Source organism: Pseudomonas sp. MWU13-2105, assembly GCF_023242315.1.
Lineage (GTDB): Bacteria > Pseudomonadota > Gammaproteobacteria > Pseudomonadales > Pseudomonadaceae > Aquipseudomonas.
In genome coordinates this window covers 45368-61537 of record NZ_JALLIY010000026.1, presented here as the reverse complement: position 1 = coordinate 61537, position 16170 = coordinate 45368, and the positions used below count along the sequence as shown (strand labels likewise).

At 63.6% G+C, this 16170-nt stretch carries 15 protein-coding genes; 8 read left to right on the top strand and 7 right to left on the bottom strand.

Going from position 1 to position 16170, the window contains the following annotated elements; genetic code table 11:
• Nucleotides 1–4 precede the first annotated feature (4 nt).
• On the bottom strand, nt 5–826 hold the full coding sequence (locus M5B96_RS29755) for a UDP-2,3-diacylglucosamine diphosphatase (protein WP_248800503.1): 822 nt from the start codon (nt 824–826) through the stop codon (nt 5–7).
• A gap of 130 nt (nt 827–956) precedes the next feature.
• On the opposite strand from M5B96_RS29755, the gene M5B96_RS29750 reads away from it, so the two are divergent.
• From M5B96_RS29750 to M5B96_RS29740, 3 genes are all read left to right on the top strand, one after another.
• Entirely contained in the window at nt 957–1706 is a 750-nt protein-coding gene (locus M5B96_RS29750) for an AraC family transcriptional regulator (RefSeq protein WP_248800502.1), read from the top strand.
• 87 nt (nt 1707–1793) lie between these two features.
• Entirely contained in the window at nt 1794–2687 is an 894-nt protein-coding gene (locus M5B96_RS29745; protein ID WP_248800501.1) for a DMT family transporter, read from the top strand.
• A gap of 151 nt (nt 2688–2838) precedes the next feature.
• The gene (locus tag M5B96_RS29740) at nt 2839–3132 is read left to right on the top strand and encodes a hypothetical protein (RefSeq protein ID WP_248800500.1); all 294 of its coding nucleotides are present in this window, start codon (nt 2839–2841) and stop codon (nt 3130–3132) included.
• A gap of 8 nt (nt 3133–3140) precedes the next feature.
• On the opposite strand, the gene M5B96_RS29735 is transcribed toward M5B96_RS29740, so the two are convergent.
• The 4 genes from M5B96_RS29735 to recQ form a co-directional block, all read right to left on the bottom strand.
• Nucleotides 3141–3428 carry a SelT/SelW/SelH family protein gene (locus M5B96_RS29735; RefSeq protein WP_248800499.1) on the bottom strand — a complete coding sequence of 96 codons (288 nt, stop codon included), beginning with the start codon at nt 3426–3428 and terminating at the stop codon, nt 3141–3143.
• A gap of 73 nt (nt 3429–3501) precedes the next feature.
• Nucleotides 3502–5679 (bottom strand): FimV/HubP family polar landmark protein, encoded by a 2178-nt coding sequence (locus M5B96_RS29730; protein WP_412548665.1) that lies wholly within the window; start codon nt 5677–5679, stop codon nt 3502–3504.
• A gap of 233 nt (nt 5680–5912) precedes the next feature.
• Nucleotides 5913–6347 carry a MarR family transcriptional regulator gene (locus M5B96_RS29725; protein ID WP_248800496.1) on the bottom strand — a complete coding sequence of 145 codons (435 nt, stop codon included), beginning with the start codon at nt 6345–6347 and terminating at the stop codon, nt 5913–5915.
• A 139-nt stretch (nt 6348–6486) separates the two neighbouring features.
• On the bottom strand, nt 6487–8616 hold the full coding sequence (gene recQ, locus M5B96_RS29720) for a DNA helicase RecQ (RefSeq protein ID WP_248800495.1): 2130 nt from the start codon (nt 8614–8616) through the stop codon (nt 6487–6489).
• 381 nt (nt 8617–8997) lie between these two features.
• On the opposite strand from recQ, the gene M5B96_RS29715 reads away from it, so the two are divergent.
• Nucleotides 8998–9585 (top strand): YecA family protein, encoded by a 588-nt coding sequence (locus M5B96_RS29715; RefSeq protein WP_248800494.1) that lies wholly within the window; start codon nt 8998–9000, stop codon nt 9583–9585.
• Nucleotides 9586–9698: 113 nt separating this feature from the next.
• On the opposite strand, the gene M5B96_RS29710 is transcribed toward M5B96_RS29715, so the two are convergent.
• On the bottom strand, nt 9699–10322 hold the full coding sequence (locus M5B96_RS29710) for a tRNA-uridine aminocarboxypropyltransferase (RefSeq protein WP_248800493.1): 624 nt from the start codon (nt 10320–10322) through the stop codon (nt 9699–9701).
• Between the two features lie 14 nt (nt 10323–10336).
• A complete protein-coding gene (locus M5B96_RS29705) occupies nt 10337–11230 on the bottom strand; it encodes a LysR family transcriptional regulator (RefSeq protein ID WP_191488580.1) in 894 nt (297 codons plus the stop codon).
• A 265-nt stretch (nt 11231–11495) separates the two neighbouring features.
• Here M5B96_RS29705 and speB point away from each other — a divergent pair, with 265 nt between their 5' ends.
• From speB to M5B96_RS29685, 4 genes are all read left to right on the top strand, one after another.
• Entirely contained in the window at nt 11496–12446 is a 951-nt protein-coding gene (speB, locus tag M5B96_RS29700) for an agmatinase (protein WP_248800492.1), read from the top strand.
• A 9-nt stretch (nt 12447–12455) separates the two neighbouring features.
• Complete coding sequence (locus M5B96_RS29695; protein WP_248800491.1) at nt 12456–12866, top strand: YybH family protein; 411 nt, start codon at nt 12456–12458, stop codon at nt 12864–12866.
• 54 nt (nt 12867–12920) lie between these two features.
• A complete protein-coding gene (locus M5B96_RS29690; protein WP_248800490.1) occupies nt 12921–14429 on the top strand; it encodes a purine-cytosine permease family protein in 1509 nt (502 codons plus the stop codon).
• 208 nt (nt 14430–14637) lie between these two features.
• Nucleotides 14638–16020 (top strand): sodium:solute symporter, encoded by a 1383-nt coding sequence (locus M5B96_RS29685; protein WP_248800489.1) that lies wholly within the window; start codon nt 14638–14640, stop codon nt 16018–16020.
• The last annotated feature ends 150 nt before the right edge of the window (nt 16021–16170 follow it).

Genomic DNA, 16170 nt, shown 5'->3' with positions numbered 1-16170 from the left:
CGGGCTAACCCGGCTCGGTAACTTTCTCCAGTTGCAACTTGAGCTGCGCTTCTTTCGCCTGGGCATCCGCCAGGCGATACAGCTCGATGGTGCCGTCCCAGTGTTCGATCAGGGCGGTGCAAGACTCGACCCAGTCACCGCAGTTGAGGTATTCCACCTCGCCGACCTTGCGGATCTCGGCGTGGTGGATATGCCCGCACACCACCCCGTCGAGCCCACGCTTCACGCATTCGTGGGCGATGGCTTCCTCGAAGTCGCTGATAAAACTGACCGCGGTCTTGACCTTGTGCTTGAGGTAGGCCGACAACGACCAGTAGCCATAACCATAGCGGGCCCGCCAATGGTTCAGCCAGCGATTGAGGGTCAGGGTGAACTCGTAGGCCGAATCGCCGAGGAACGCCAGCCAGCGGTGATAACGGGTGATCACGTCGAACTGGTCGCCATGGATCACCAGCAGCTTGCGCCCGTCGGCGGTGCTGTGCACCGCTTCGTCGACCAGCTGGATATTGCCCAGGATCAGCTTGGAGTAACGGCGCAGGAATTCATCGTGGTTGCCGGTGACATAGATCACCTCGGTACCGCGCTTGCTCATGGTCAGCAGCCGGCGGATCACGTTGGTATGCGCTTGCGGCCAGTACATGCCGCCACGCATCTTCCAGCCGTCGATGATATCCCCCACCAGGTAGATACGATCGGCCTGATAGCTCTTGAGGAACTGCGACAGGTGTTCGGCCTGGCAGTCCCGGGTCCCCAGGTGCACGTCGGAAATCCACAGGGTTCGCACACGCTGCTTACGGCTGGGTTTGGCGAGCTCCGCACGGGTCATGGGCATTCTCCGGATTTTTCCTGAGCTTGAACCGGGGCAGTTAATAGTCCATGACAGCTACATGGCAGTCCTGTGACAATCGTCCGGACGGCAAAGCGGTGTAAACTGCGGCGATGCCAAGGAGACCGCAATGGGACCGATCCTGACCCTGCGCCACTACAGCCCCGACCAGATAGACCACAGTCATGCCCATGCGCAGCTGGTGTTCGGCCTGTCCGGCCGGCTCGACTTCGAGATCGAGGGCCGCGGCAGCCAGGTGCTGCAGCAAAGCGTCGCGGTGATTCCCTGCGATGCCCATCACGTCTGCGCCAGCCCCAACGGCAGCCGCTGCCTGGTGCTGGATGTGCCGGACGAACGCTGGTTGCTGAACACCCTTGGCGACCATGCCGAAGCCAGCCGGCGCCTGCTCGATACCGCCGGGCCGCGAACCCTCGACGCCGCCCAGAGCCAACTGGTGCAGTGGCTGGCAACCAGCCCGGTACAGGACCCGCTGATCGCCCAACAGGGCGCGGTGCTGCTGCTCGCCAGCCTGAACAGCCCCGCCCCCCGCGCGCTCGGCGGCAAGCGCCTGCCGCTGGCCGCCCTCAACGCACATATCGATCGCCATCTGGCCCACCCGCTGCAGGTGACCGACCTGGCGCGCATCGCCGACCTGTCCAGCGCCCGCCTGCATGCGCGCTTTGTCGCCGAATGCGGGCAGACGCCGATGGACTATGTGCGCAGCCGCCGCCTGCAGATCGCCCTGGGACTGCTGCGCGAATCGGCACTGCCGATCGGCGAGATCGCCAGCCGCGTCGGCTACCAGTCGCAAAGCGCCTTTGCCGCCGCCGTGCTCCGTGAGTTCGGCCGTACACCCGGCGCGCTGCGACGCGAGTCCTGAGACAAACGACAGCAGGCACGCGACAGACAGGCACAGCGGCCGCCCTCTAGACTGCAGCCCTGCCCGTCACTGTTTTCAAGGACCGCCATGACTCCCCGTACCGCCCTGGGCGCCCTGCATATCGGCGCGTTGATGTTTGGCCTGACCGGTGTGTTCGGCAAACTCGCGAGCGCCGCACCGGCGATCATCGTCTTCGGCCGGGCCCTCTTTGCCGTGCTCGCCCTCAGCCTGTTCGCCCGCCTGGCCCGCAGCCAGCGCTGGCAACCGCTGCAGGCGCGGGACTGGCGCCGCCTGCTGCTCAGCGGCCTGCTGCTGGCCGGGCACTGGGTCAGCTTCTTCATCGCGGTAAAAGTAGCCGGCGTGGCGGTGGCGACCCTGGGTTTCGCCAGTTTTCCAGCCTTTACCGTGATCCTTGAGGGGCTGATCTTTCGCGAACGCATCCGCTTCAATGAAATCTTGCTGGTGCTGCTGGTCAGTATCGGCCTGGTACTGGTCACCCCCGACTTCGACCTCGCCAGCCAGGCCACCGGCGGCCTGCTCTGGGCGGTGCTGTCCGGCTTGCTGTTCTCACTGCTGTCGCTGGCCAACCGGGCCGGCTCCGGGCGGATTCCCGCGGTGCAGGCGGCGTTGTGCCAGAACCTGGTGGTCGCCGCCTGCCTGTTGCCCTGGGCCGCCCCCGGTCTTGCGCAAGTGCCGGCGCTGGACTGGTTGTGGATCAGCCTGCTGGGGGTGTTCTGCACCGGCCTGGCCCACAGCCTGTTCGTCGCCAGCCTCGCGGTGATCAAGGCCCGCACCGCCGCGGTGGTCTTCGCCCTGGAGCCGGTGTACGGGATCACCGCCGCCTGGCTGCTGTTCGGCGAAAACCCGACGCTGCGCATGTTGACCGGCGGCGCGCTGATCATTCTCGCCATCGTCGTGTCCAGCCGCCTGGGTGCGGCGGCCGCCCCCCGGGAAAGCCGGCAAGCCGCGTCGGTACATTGACGAAAAGCCAATACGCCTATACTGGTGACATCCGCAACAGTTTGCTGTCGTTCCCGGAGATCAGGGTTTCTCGACGACAGCGGCAGTGATTCCCCCTGAATCGACTCGATTCGAGCGGCCCTCCCCATCAACATGTTGGAGGGTTTCATCCATGGACATCGTCAGTCTTTTGATTCAAGCCATCAGCGGCGCCGTGGGCGGGAACGTGGCCGGGTCGGTACTGGAGAAATACAACCTGGGCCCGATCATCAATTCCATCCTCGGGATACTCGGCGGCGGCCTCGGCGGACAACTACTCGATCTGGTCAGCGGCGGCAGCCTCGGCGGCGGCAGTGGCGCACTGGACCTGACCTCGATCCTCAGCAGCATTGCCAGCGGCGGCGTCGGCGGTGGGGTGCTGATGGTCATCGTCGGGCTCATCAAGTCGAAGCTGAGCCCGTCGTAACCGCGCGCCTAACGGGGCCGGTCGCTGTGCCCGAGGTCGCGCTCGGGGTCGATCCGGTCCCGTACCCGCTGCTTGAGCACCTTGGCTTCGGGAAAGCCACCGTCCTCCTTGCGCTCCCAGATCTGCACTTCGTCGCAAGTGATCCGGAACACCCCGCCGGTCCCCGGCTCCAGGGCCACCTGGCCGAGATCGTCGGCGAAGGTGCTGAGCAGTTCCTGGGCCAGCCAGGCGGCGCGCAGCAGCCATTGGCACTGGGTGCAGTAGGTGATGACGATCTGCGGTTTACGTGCGGTCATGATTGCGCCGGGCTCCTGGGGGATAGGTCGTCGCTATGGCTGTATGTTACAGCGTCATCGCCGGCCCCTGGCATCAGCGAATACTGGCGAGCAAGGTGCGCACCGTTTGCTTCAACGGCTCATCCCCTTCCCGGAGCAACTCATGGAGCAGTTGGCTGGCATGGTCCAGGTCGCCGACATTGATGCAGGTTTGCGCCTGCTCCAGCTTACTGGCCGAGGCGTGCTCGCGCTCCAGGCTGTCGAAATCCACTTCCAGCGGTTCGATGTCCAGGGGTTCGGGGTCGCTCATGAAACCGTCGAGAAACGCGTCGTCCAGTGAGTCACCATCCTCCGGCAAACTCAACTCCACTTCGCGCACGGGCGCAGGCTGCGGCTCGGACTCAAGCTCGGAAAAATCGCTGAGGAACTGCTCGTCGGGCATCTCGAACACTTCCGGCAGTTCATTGAAGCTCTTGCTGAACATCGGCTCGGGTTCAGGCTCCAGTTCGACAGGCAAAACCGCCTCGTCGGCGCTCTTGCTGCGCGGCTGCGGAGTATTGTCGAACGGGCTGACCAGATCCCAGTCGGCGTCCATGGACAAGTCATCGAGGTTGAGCTGGAATTCGTCCTCCAGCGGTTTCTCCGCCACAGCTGCGCTTGCAGCCGCAGGCTCCGCCGGTTTGCTCCAGTCTGCCGCCAATACCGGCGCGGCCACGGCGCCGACTGCCGCCAGGACCGCTGCCGGGGACGCAGCGATTGGAGCCGGGGCTGGTGGCGTGGCGGTAACGGTTTGCAGCTTCGGATACTTGGCGCGCAACGCCTGCAGGGTCGATTCGCTGAACCCGGCCTGCAGCAGATTGCGCTCCTCCGTGGCGTACGCCGTACTGTCGCCCTGCTGGGCCAGCACCTCGAGCAAGCGCAGGTGCAAGTCGGTGCGTTCGGGCTCCTTGAGCATGGCCTCGCGCAGAATACCCGCCGCCTCGCTGAAGCGGCCATAAGCGATGTAGATGCTTACGCCCTCAAGGGCGTCAGAAACTTCGCTGGACTGACGTGAAGCCGCCGCTGCCGGCACCACCGGCTCGATCCGCGTCGACGCGGGTGGCGCCGCCTTGGTCGGCTGGGCCGGCGCTACCACACGACTGACCATCGGATCCGGAGCCGGAGCCACCGGCGGCACGACCTCGGGCGCCTGTTCAGCCTGCCGGCGGTTGCGCCGCAGGATAAAGGCCACGGCCAACAGCGCGATCAGCAACAACACCGCCGCCCATAGCAGCCAGTTCGGGCCATCGGCGGTTTGCGCAGCGGCTGTCGGCGGCACGACCGGCGCGCTCACCACGGCCGGCGCCGGCGCGGCGGCCTTGGCCTTGAGCTGGGCAAGTTGCGTCTGCAGTTCAAGCGCCTGTTTCTGGCTACCTGCAATCAGTTCGTCCTGCGCCTTCAACCTGCCCTGCAGATCCTCGACGGTCTTCTGCAACTGCTGGTTCTCCAGCGCGGACTTGGCCAGCTCCTCGGCGTTTTGCAGCGTCTCGGCCGCCAGCGCGGCCGGGTTCTGCGCGACCGCGGCGGGAGTGCCAGTGGCGGCGCCAGGAGCCAGCGCAGACGCCGCCGGCGCAACCACTGCAACGTCCGGCAGCAACAGGCTCTGGCCAACCCGCAAACGGTCGCTTCCCGGATTGAGCGCGCGGATGCCCTGGGACAGTTCATTGACCGAAGCCTGGCTGCCGGCTTCATGCAGTCGTTTGGCGATACTCCAGAGATGATCGCCCTTGACCACGGTGTAGTGCTTGCCCTGCACGGCCGGCGGCGGCGGAATATTCGCCAGCGTAGCCGGTTGCTCCAGGGCGGCGCTGCGGGCCGGCAGGCTATAGCCCGCCGGCAAGTTACCCGGCGGATCGAGCAGCACGGTGTATTCGCGCAGCAAGCGCCCATTGGGTCGGTTGACCTGCACCAGGAAATTCAGGAAAGGTTCGCTGACCGGTTTGCTGGTCTGTACCTGGATAACACTGCTGTTGCCCCGCAACACTGGGGTAAAGCGCAGGTTATTGAGGAAGAACACCCGCTCGACGCCCGCCCGGGAGAATTCCTCCGGGGTCGCCAGGCTCACCGAGAGTTCGCCTTCGGCCAGGTCGCCCGGTTCGATCAAGGCGATTTCCGCATTCAGCGGCTGGTTGAGCGCCGAATGCAGGGTGATATCCCCCAGCCCCATCGCCGGTGCCAGCGCCGAATACAACAACCCGCCGGCCAGCACGGCCAACAGGCGAGCCCGGTTCAAGGTGGATTTTCCAATGGAGCACCGCAACGCGGACTGCAAACTCTCGAGCATGAGCATCCCTTAGCTGGCGTGACGGCCCGCGCGCGGGCCGGACACCGACACAATACACAGAACCTGTAACTCTTATAGTCTGCCGAGTGAAGACTATCCAAATTCGTTGAAAGCTTTCCACACTCGTCGAGGGTTCTCCAGGCTCGTTGAGGATTCTCCAAGCCCGGTAGCCCGGGAATGCCTCAGGATTTTTCCAGATTGGCCAGAATCCGGCTATGGACCCGCATGCAGATCCGCAGCTCTTCATCGTCGACACCGACGAACAGCTCATGACGCAAGGCCGTGGCGATGGTCTCGATCTGTTCGATCAGGGGCCGTGCCGAGTCACTCAGGACGATTTTCTTCGCTCGCCGATCTTCCAGCACCGCCTGGCGCTGGACCAGCCCCTGGGTTTCCAGGCTGTCGAGCAGACGCGCCAGGGTCGGCCCTTCAACGCCGACACTCTGGGCCAGCTCACGCTGGGTCGGGGCCTCGGTAAAACGTGCCAGGTGCAGCAAGACCAGCCAGCGCGCCTGGGACAAGCCCAGGCCGGCCAGGCGGCGATCCAGCTCCGCGCGCCAGCCTCGGGACATGTGCGCCAACTGCATGCCAAAACGGTGTTCATCGGTCAACGGCATAAAACACTCAGGGTCAGACTTAAAATAGACAAAACTAATTATTAGTCAGCTAAGCATAGCCCTTGCCCGGAGGCAAGCCTTGCCCAGCGCTGAAACGTTACTTGTCGTGAATGAAACAATGACCCGGGACAATCCGACCTCACATTTCAAATTCCGCCTGCAGGGCGGCTCGCACGCAGTACAGAACGCCCTCCGGCACACGGCCGGCAAACAACTCGGCAATGGCGGTCACCGCCGGCAATTCGCCTTCACCGTCGAGGAAAGCGTCCTGGATTTCCCCCAGCAGGTCCTCTGGCAGGTCCAGAGCCTGCTCCAGCGACAGTTGCTGGCGACCGATGGCTTCGGCCAGCAAGGTATAGACATTCTTTTCCGAACACTGCAACTGTCCGGCAATCTGCAACGGTGTCATGCCGGCCCGGGCCAGGCTGATCAATTCGTGACGGATATCGGCCACCGTCTTCGGGGTCTCGGCCTCCCCACCCAGCACTTCGAGAAACGCCTCGCCGTAACGCTCCAGCTTGCGTGCGCCGATACCGCTGACCTTGGCCATTTCCGCCAGGGAAGTCGGTTGGCTGCGGAGCATTTCCAGCAAGGTGGAGTCGGGAAAAATGACATACGGCGGCACGCCATGTTCCTGCGCCAGCTTGCGGCGCAGGGCGCGCAGGGCTTCCCACTGTTCGCGCTCCTCGCCACGCACCAGTTGGCTGGCGGGGCTGGCGGAAACGCTTTTGGCCGTGGTCTGCGGCTTGAGATCGCGGCGCAGCTCCAGGCTCACTTCGCCCTTGAGCAGGGGCCGGCAGCTATCGCTCAGGCGCAGGCCGCCGTAGCCCTCCAGGTCGATATCGGCCAGCCCGCGGGCCACCAGTTGGCGGAACAGGGTGCGCCATTCGCCTTCGGCCAGCGCCTTGCCGACGCCGAACACGGTCAGGTGCTGATGACCGAAACTGCGCACCTTGTCGTTTTCCTTGCCCAGCAGCACATCCACCAGGTGCCCGACGCCATAACGCTGGCCGGTGCGGAAGATTGCCGACAGCGCCTGGCGCGCCGGTTCGGTGGCGTCCCAGGTCTGCACGCCATCGACGCAGTTGTCGCAATGTCCGCAGGGTTGCGGCATGTCTTCATCGAAATAGGCCAGCAGGGTCTGGCGCCGGCAGCGGGTTTCTTCGCACAGGGCCAGCATGGCGTCGAGCTTGTGGTGCTCCAGGCGCTTGTGCCGCTCATCGCCCTCGGAGTTCTGCAGCATCTGCTTGAGCATCACCACGTCCTGCAAGCCATAGGCCATCCAGGCATCCGCCGGCAGGCCGTCACGGCCAGCCCGTCCGGTTTCCTGGTAGTAGGCCTCCAGGGACTTGGGCAGGTCGAGGTGGGCGACGAAACGCACGTTGGACTTGTCGATGCCCATGCCGAAGGCGATGGTCGCGACCATGATCAGGCCTTCCTCGTTGAGGAAACGCTTCTGGTTGGCGGCGCGCACATCGCTGGCCAGCCCGGCGTGGTAAGGCAACGCCGGATAGCCCTGCTCGCAAAGCATCGCGGCGACTTCATCGACCTTCTTGCGCGAGAGGCAATAGACAATCCCGGCGTCGCTGCGCCGTTGCGAAAGGAACGCCAGCAACTGCTTGCGCGGCTGCTCCTTGGGCACGATGCGATAGAAGATGTTCGGCCGGTCGAAACTCGAGAGGAAGCGCTCGGCATTCTGCAAGTGCAGGCGATTGACGATTTCTTCGCGGGTCCGCTTGTCGGCGGTTGCGGTCAGGGCGATGCGCGGTACATGCGGGAACAGCTCGGCCAACTGACCGAGTTGCAAGTACTCGGGACGGAAATCGTGACCCCATTGCGACACGCAGTGGGCCTCGTCGATGGCGAACAGGGCGATCTCAAGGTTCTGCAGGAACGACAGCATGCGCGGCTGCACCAGGCGCTCGGGGGCCAGGTAGAGCATCTTGACCTCGCCGCGACGAATCCGCGCGGCCAGCTCGCGTTGCTGCTCGGCGCTCAGGGTCGAGTTCAGCGCGGCGGCGGCAACCCCCAGTTCCTCGAGGGTCGCCACCTGATCGTCCATCAGCGCGATCAGCGGCGAGACCACCACCGTCAGGCCCTCGCGCAGCAGCGCCGGAACCTGGAAGCACAGGGACTTGCCGCCGCCGGTCGGCATCAGCACCAGAGCATCGCCGCCATTGGCCACGCGCTCAATAATGGCACCCTGGCGACCACGGAAGCTGTCGTAACCGAAGATGTCCTTGAGGACGCGTTGAGCCTGTTCGAGCATAACCACTCCAAAAATCACCGAAACGCCCTGCGGAAACTGCCTGAGCGACGATCATGCTGCGTTGAAAACAGGCTCGGATGCTCATTCAGTAAACCGAACTCCGCTTCCTCGCCCGTTTTTGCCTTGCCTGATCGCCGCTCGGCGAGTTCCCATGCAGCCCTTGAAGGGTGGTCGAAGATTGGCCAATTTCACGAAAAAATCCGTAAGTAGGCATTTCCTCAACCGCCATAGGGTCAGCAGCGCATCACAAAACGCGGCAGTATACCCGAGCGTCCGACGGCAATGGGCGATGCCGGTCGGTTAAGGGAATTCAGTGCTTGCTGGCCTGGGGGCGCAAGAACGCCTAGAATTGCCTATCGTTTATTCCCAAGGTAGCCTTCAATGTCCTTCGCTGAGCAACTCACCCGCCTGCAAGCCTTCCTCGACGCCGACGAGCTGCACGAAGAAGCGCTGGACTATGTGGCCGCCCACGGCTACCTGACCGCGTTGTCGATCTGTGCCGAAATCGTCCCCGAGCGTGAATGGATCGACGCCCTGTTCGCCGAGGAGCCGCACTACAGCGACGCCGCCCAGCGCGAAGAGATCGAAGCCACGCTGATCCAGCTCAAGGCCCATATCGCCCGCCAACTGGCGTCCGATGAAGAATTCGAGCTGCCGTGCGACCTGGACCTGGGCGACGACCCGGACGACTCCGAGCTGCGCGGCTGGTGCATCGGCTTCATGGAAGGTGTGTTCCTGCGCGAAGAGGCCTGGTTCGAAACCGCCGAGGACGAAGTCAGCGAGATGCTCCTGCCAATCATGGTCGGTTCCGGCCTGTTCGACGAACAACCCGAGTTCGCCGATATCGCCGCCGATGCCAACCTGATGGACGACATGATCGTGCAGATCCCGGAAGCCCTGACCGCGCTGTACCTGCTGTGCAACGCCCCGGACGAAAAACCGGCGATCCTCAAGCCACGTCATCACTGAGTCGGCTGAGTGGAGTGGGTGCAGGATTTATCCGCGAAGGGGCCCTACCTAAAGGCCGCCAAAAGCTTCGCGGGCAAGCTCCGCTCCCACAAGCTATCTAGTGCCTTCCAGATTTAAGTATCCTGAATTGTCGGGTGGCCTTGTCCGTGGTTACGCAGGAAAGTCTCGTCGCCCATCGCCCGGATCTGCCCCTCGATCAGCGCTTCGAACGGCCGCAGCAACGCCGCGAAGGACTCCGGTGCTTCAAGGGTTTCCAGCGCCTGGACAATCGCCTCGATCGTCGACAACGCGCCCGGCTCCGGCGCCTTGCGCAATCGGTAGCGCGAAACCGCCCCCTCCGCCAGCGTCACCCGTGGCAATGCCGCCAGCAATGGATTGAGGTAGAGCATCTTGCGCGCCTTGCGCCAGGTGCCATCGGGTACCACCAGTAACAGCGGCGAATCGTCCGGGGCATCCGCATAAGCCTGCAGGGGTTGCGCATCTTCCGCCGGGAAGAGCAATTTCGCCTGGTAACCGGGCTGTTGCAGCAGTTGTGGCAGATCCTCGAAAACCTCCCCCACCCGCAACTCGGCATGGGTCAAGCCCAGCGCCGCCAACCGGGCGGTGTTCAAGGCATGATTGACCTCACTGGGGTGCTGCAACAGCAACACCCGGGTGCGGCTGCCCAACTGCGGGATCAGTGCGCACAGGCAGTGGCTTTCGGGACGCAGGCAGCGTTCACAGCGGGATCTGGACATGAAATGACTACCGATCAGGACTGGTTGAGCTGCGCTTTGAGCAGGTCGCGGAAGGTCTGGATCAAGGGTTCGCGGCTGCGGCCCCGGCGCAGGATCATGGAAAACGGCGCCTGGTAGCCGAAGGTCGCCGGCAGCAGCACCCGCAGGTCGCCCTTGTCCGCCCAGGGCTGGGCATAGTGCTCCGGCAGGTAGCCGATATAGGCGCCGGACAGCACCAGGATCAGTTGCGCCTCCATACTTTCCACGGTCGCCGCGCTGTGCTTGAAGCCATGGCGCGCCAGCTCGGCCTGGCTCCAGTAACCGCGCCCGACCATGCGTTGCTGGGTAATCACTTGTTCCGGAATGCGCCGTTCGTTGTACAGCGGATGCCGGTTGCTGCAGTACAACCAGTGCTGCTCGCGGTACAGCGGCTGATAGACCAGCCCGCTCATGCGCGTGGAGAAAGCCCCGATGGCCAGGTCCAGGCGATTGTCCTGTACACCAAGTTGCAGTTCGTAGGGACTCATCACCGACAGGTGCAGGTGCACCGCCGGGTGCTCCTGGCTGTAGGCGCCGATGGCCTCGGCCAGCGGCAATGCCGGCTCGCTGACCGTGGAATCGATCACACCGAGGTTCAAGGTGCCGCGCAATTCGCCCTTGAGGGCTGCGGCGTATTGCTCGAAACCTTCGAGTTCGCCCAGCAGGCGCAGGGTTTCCTGGTGGAACAGCTCGCCCTTGCTGGTCAGGCTGAAACCACCACGCCCGCGATGACATAGCACCAGGCCCAGGGACGCTTCCAGCTGGCTCATGTAGGTGCTGATGGCCGACGTAGAGAGATTGAGCTCCTGCTGGGCATTGGCAAAGCCCTGGTGCCGGACCACGCTGACGAAGATGCGCAATAGTTTCAGGTCGGGTAAAGCGTTGGCCATGGGCACTCCGGCTGTGGGGCGTCAGTTGGGACCTCATCGCGAGCAATCGAACGTCGACCGGCTGCTCCTACAAAAATCAGCGCCAACCACTGTAGGCGCGAGCTTGCTCGCGATAGGTCGCGTGGCGACCGGCAAAAGTCTACCGCCACCTCGGCCATTAGTTTAGAAAAATCTGAACTAACTATTTGCCGTCAGCGATTCTTCCCGGTCGGTGCCTTTCGCAGAATCGCCCCCTGATAACCAAAATAAATGATGAGGCTTACCCGTGGACAAGATTCTTCACCAACCACTGGGCGGTAACGAAATGCCGCGCTTCGGCGGTATCGCCACCATGATGCGCCTCCCGCACCTGCAATCGGCCGCCGGCCTCGATGCCGCGTTCATCGGGATCCCGCTGGACATCGGCACCTCGCTGCGCGCCGGGACCCGTTTCGGCCCGCGGGAAATCCGCGCCGAATCGGTGATGATCCGCCCGTACAACATGGCCACCGGTGCCGCGCCCTTCGACTCGCTGTCGGTCGCCGACATCGGTGATGTGGCGATCAACACCTTCAACCTGCTGGATGCCGTGCGCATCATCGAAGAAGCCTACGACGCCATCCTCGAACACCAGGTCATCCCGCTGACCCTGGGCGGCGACCACACCATCACCCTGCCGATCCTGCGTGCCATCCATAAGAAGCACGGCAAGGTCGGCCTGGTGCACATCGACGCCCACGCCGATGTCAACGATCACATGTTCGGCGAGAAGATCGCCCACGGCACCACCTTCCGCCGTGCTGTCGAAGAAGGCCTGCTGGACTGCGACCGGGTGGTACAGATCGGCCTGCGCGCCCAGGGCTACACCGCCGAAGACTTCAACTGGAGCCGCAAACAGGGCTTCCGCGTGGTCCAGGCCGAAGAGTGCTGGCACAAATCCCTCGCCCCGCTGATGGCCGAAGTCCGCGAAAAAGTCGGCGGCGGCCCGGTCTACCTGAGCTTTGACATCGACGGCATCGACCCGGCCTGGGCCCCCGGTACTGGCACCCCGGAAATCGGCGGCCTGACCACCATCCAGGCGATCGAGATCGTCCGCGGTTGCCAGGGCCTCGACCTGATCGGCTGCGACCTGGTGGAAGTCTCGCCCCCCTACGACACCACCGGCAACACCTCGCTGCTCGGCGCCAACCTGCTGTACGAGATGCTCTGCGTGCTGCCCGGCGTGGCCCACCGCTGAGGAGTCGCCATGAACGAGCATGACCAGGTACTCAAGGCCGCCGCCGAGCTGGTGGCCGCCTTCGCCACCAATGATCGCGAGGCCTACTTCGCGGCCTTCAGCGAAGATGCCAGCTTCGTCTTCTACACCCTCGAACAGCCCCTGTTGTCACGCGATGCCTACCAGGCGTTGTGGGACAGCTGGCGTGCCGAGGATGGTTTCGAAGTGCTTGCGTGCACCTCAAGCAACGCTGTTGTCAGCCTGCGGGGCGACGTGGCGATATTCATTCATGACGTCGCCACCGAGCTGCGCATGCAAGGCGAGCTTCTCTTTAGCCAGGAGCGCGAAACCATTGTGTTTCGCCGACAACAAGAACAAGGCCCATGGCTGGCCTGCCACGAGCACTTATCAGCGACACCCCAAGGACTGCCCTCCTCTTAGCCAACGCTGGTAGCCCTCACAGAAGATGAGGACACCGCAATGATCGGAGTGATCATGAATAAAAACAACAATGAAAAAAGCCTTAGCAACATCGAAACCAATGGGGTCGAACAGATCCCCGACCACGAACGCGATGCTCGACCCAGCGACCTGTTTCGCCTGATCTTCGGCGGCGCGAATACCTTTGCCACCGCCGTGCTCGGCAGTTTCCCGGTGCTCTTCGGCCTGTCCTTCCAGGCCGGCGTCTGGGCGATCGTCCTGGGCGTGCTGCTCGGCGCGCTGATCCTCGCGCCCATGGGGCTGTTCGGGCCGATCAACGGCACCAACAACGCGGTGTCCTCAGGCGCGCACTTCGGCGTGCACGGACGGATCGTCGGCTCGTTCCTGTCGTTGCTCACCGCCATCGCGTTCTTCTCGCTCTCGGTGTGGAGCTCGGGGGATGCGCTGATCGGCGGTGCCAAGCGCCTGGTCGGCATGCCGGAAACCGACCTGACCCTGGGCCTGGCCTACGGCCTGTTCGCGATCCTGGTGCTGACGGTGTGCATCTACGGCTTCCGTTTCATGCTGTGGGTCAACCGCATCGCCGTATGGGCCGCGAGCCTGTTGTTCCTGCTGGGGATCTTCGCCTTTGCGCCGGCCTTCGACAGTCACTTCGCCGGTACCGTGGCGATGGGTCAGGCCGGTTTCTGGGCGGCCTTTATCGGCGCCGCGCTGGTGGCCATGAGCAACCCGATTTCCTTCGGCGCGTTCCTCGGTGACTGGTCGCGCTATATCCCCCGTGAAACCTCGAAAGCGCGGATCATGCTGGCGGTGATCGCGGCGCAACTCGCCACCCTGATTCCGTTCCTGTTCGGCCTTGCCACCGCGACCATCGTCGCGATCAAGGCACCGGACTACATCACCGCGAACAACTACGTCGGTGGCCTGCTGGCCGTCTCGCCGACCTGGTTCTTCCTGCCGGTGTGCCTGATCGCGGTGATCGGCGGCATGTCCACCGGCACCACCTCGCTGTATGGCACCGGGCTGGACATGTCCAGCGTGTTCCCACGACTGCTGTCGCGGGTCAAGGCGACCTTGCTGATCGGCGTGTTGTCGATTGCCTTCATCTTCATCGGACGCTTCGCGGCGAACCTGGTGCAGAGCGTGTCGACCTTCGCCGTGCTGATCATTACCTGCACCACCCCATGGATGGTGATCATGATCATCGGTTTGCTGGTACGTCGCGGCTACTACTGCCCGGATGACCTGCAAGTTTTCACCCGCGGCGAAACCGGCGGGCGCTACTGGTTCAGCCACGGCTGGAACTGGCGCGGCCTGGGCGCCTGGATCCCCAGCGCACTGGTGGGCCTGTGCTTCGTCAACCTGCCGGGACAGTTCGTCGGCCCGCTGGGCAACCTGGCCGACGGCATCGACATCAGTCTGCCGATCACCCTCGGGCTGGCGTCGCTGCTGTACCTGGCGCTGCTCAGCCTGTTCCCGGAAACGGCAGAGGTTTATGGACCGCTGGATGCGCGCAGCCAGGAGGGTAAAACCTTGAAGCCTGGGGTGCGCCAGGCGGCCTGATACACCTGTGGCGAGGGGGCTTGTCGGAATGCCGCATCGCCCCGTTCGGCTGCGAAGCAGTCGCAAACCGGATACTGCAATCGGCCTGATGCAGCGCACTTGCTGACTTCAGGGCCGCTTCGCGCCCCAACGGGGGCAAGCCCCCTCGCCACAAAATGTGCCTTGAACTTTGCTTCACCATAAAAAAGATAATCGGAGACACGCCTTCATGGCTTTGGATTTATTGGTTGTACTCATTTATGCCGCCGGCATGCTCGTGCTCGGTTACTACGGCATGCGCAAGGCCAAGACCCACGAAGACTACCTGGTGGCCGGGCGCAACCTGGGCCCGACGCTGTACATGGGCACCATGGCCGCCACGGTACTCGGCGGCGCGTCCACCGTCGGTACCGTGCGCCTGGGCTATGTCCACGGGATTTCCGGGTTCTGGCTCTGCGCCGCCCTGGGCTTGGGCATCATCGCGCTGAACCTGTTCCTCGCCAAACCGCTGCTGAAGCTGAAAATCTTCACCGTGACCCAGGTCCTGGAAAAACGCTACAACCCCATGGCCCGCCAGGCCAGTGCGGTGATCATGCTGGCCTACGCGCTGATGATCGGCGTGACCTCGATCCTCGCCATCGGTACCGTACTGCAAGTACTGTTCAACCTGCCGTTCTGGCTCTCGGTGTTGCTGGGCGGCGGCGTGGTGGTGGTCTACTCGACCATCGGCGGCATGTGGTCGCTGACCCTGACCGACATCGTCCAGTTCGTGATCAAGACCGTGGGCCTGATGTTCATCCTGTTGCCGATCTGCCTCTACCGCGTCGGCGGCTGGGAGCAATTGGTGAGCAAGCTGCCAGCAAGCAGCTTCAGCTTTACCACCATCGGCTGGGACACCATCATCACCTACTTCCTGATCTACTTCTTCGGCATCCTGATCGGCCAGGACATCTGGCAACGGGTGTTCACCGCCAAGGATGAGAAAGTCGCGAAATATGCCGGCAGCGTCGCCGGGGTCTACTGCATCGCCTACGGCCTGGCCTGCGCCCTGATCGGCATGGCCGCCCATGTGCTGATTCCGGACCTGGCCAATGTCAACAACGCCTTTGCCGCCATCGTCAAGCAGTCGCTACCCGATGGCATCCGTGGCCTGGTGATCGCCGCAGCCCTGGCAGCCATGATGTCCACCGCCAGCGCCGGCCTGCTGGCCGCCTCCACCGTGCTGACCGAAGACCTGCTGCCGAAACTGCGTGGCGGCAAGCAGTCGAGCCTGGGGATCAACCGGCTGTTCACCTGCCTGACCGGGATCGTCGTGCTGGGTATCGCCCTGGTGGTCAGCGACGTGATCAGCGCCCTGACCCTGGCCTACAACCTGCTGGTGGGTGGCATGCTGATTCCACTGATCGGTGCGATCTTCTGGAAACGCGCGACCACCAGCGGCGCCATTACCAGCATGACCCTGGGCTTCGTCACCGCCCTGGCGTTCATGCTCAAGGACGGCCTGGATGCCAACACCCCGATCTACTACAGCCTGGCCATCGGCCTGATCAGCTTCGTCATGGTCAGCCTGCTGTCTCCACGCCCGGCCAGCGTAGCCGCCAGCGCCATCTGATAGTGCAGTTACTTCAGCGGGAGCGACGTCGGTTGTCGCTCCCGTTTTTTTGCCTGTTCTCCCGCACTGAGCGGCCCTGCTCCCGCCCAGGGGGATAAACGGTCAAATCCCTCGCGGAACTTGTGCTGTACTGGCCTATAGCGACTGCCT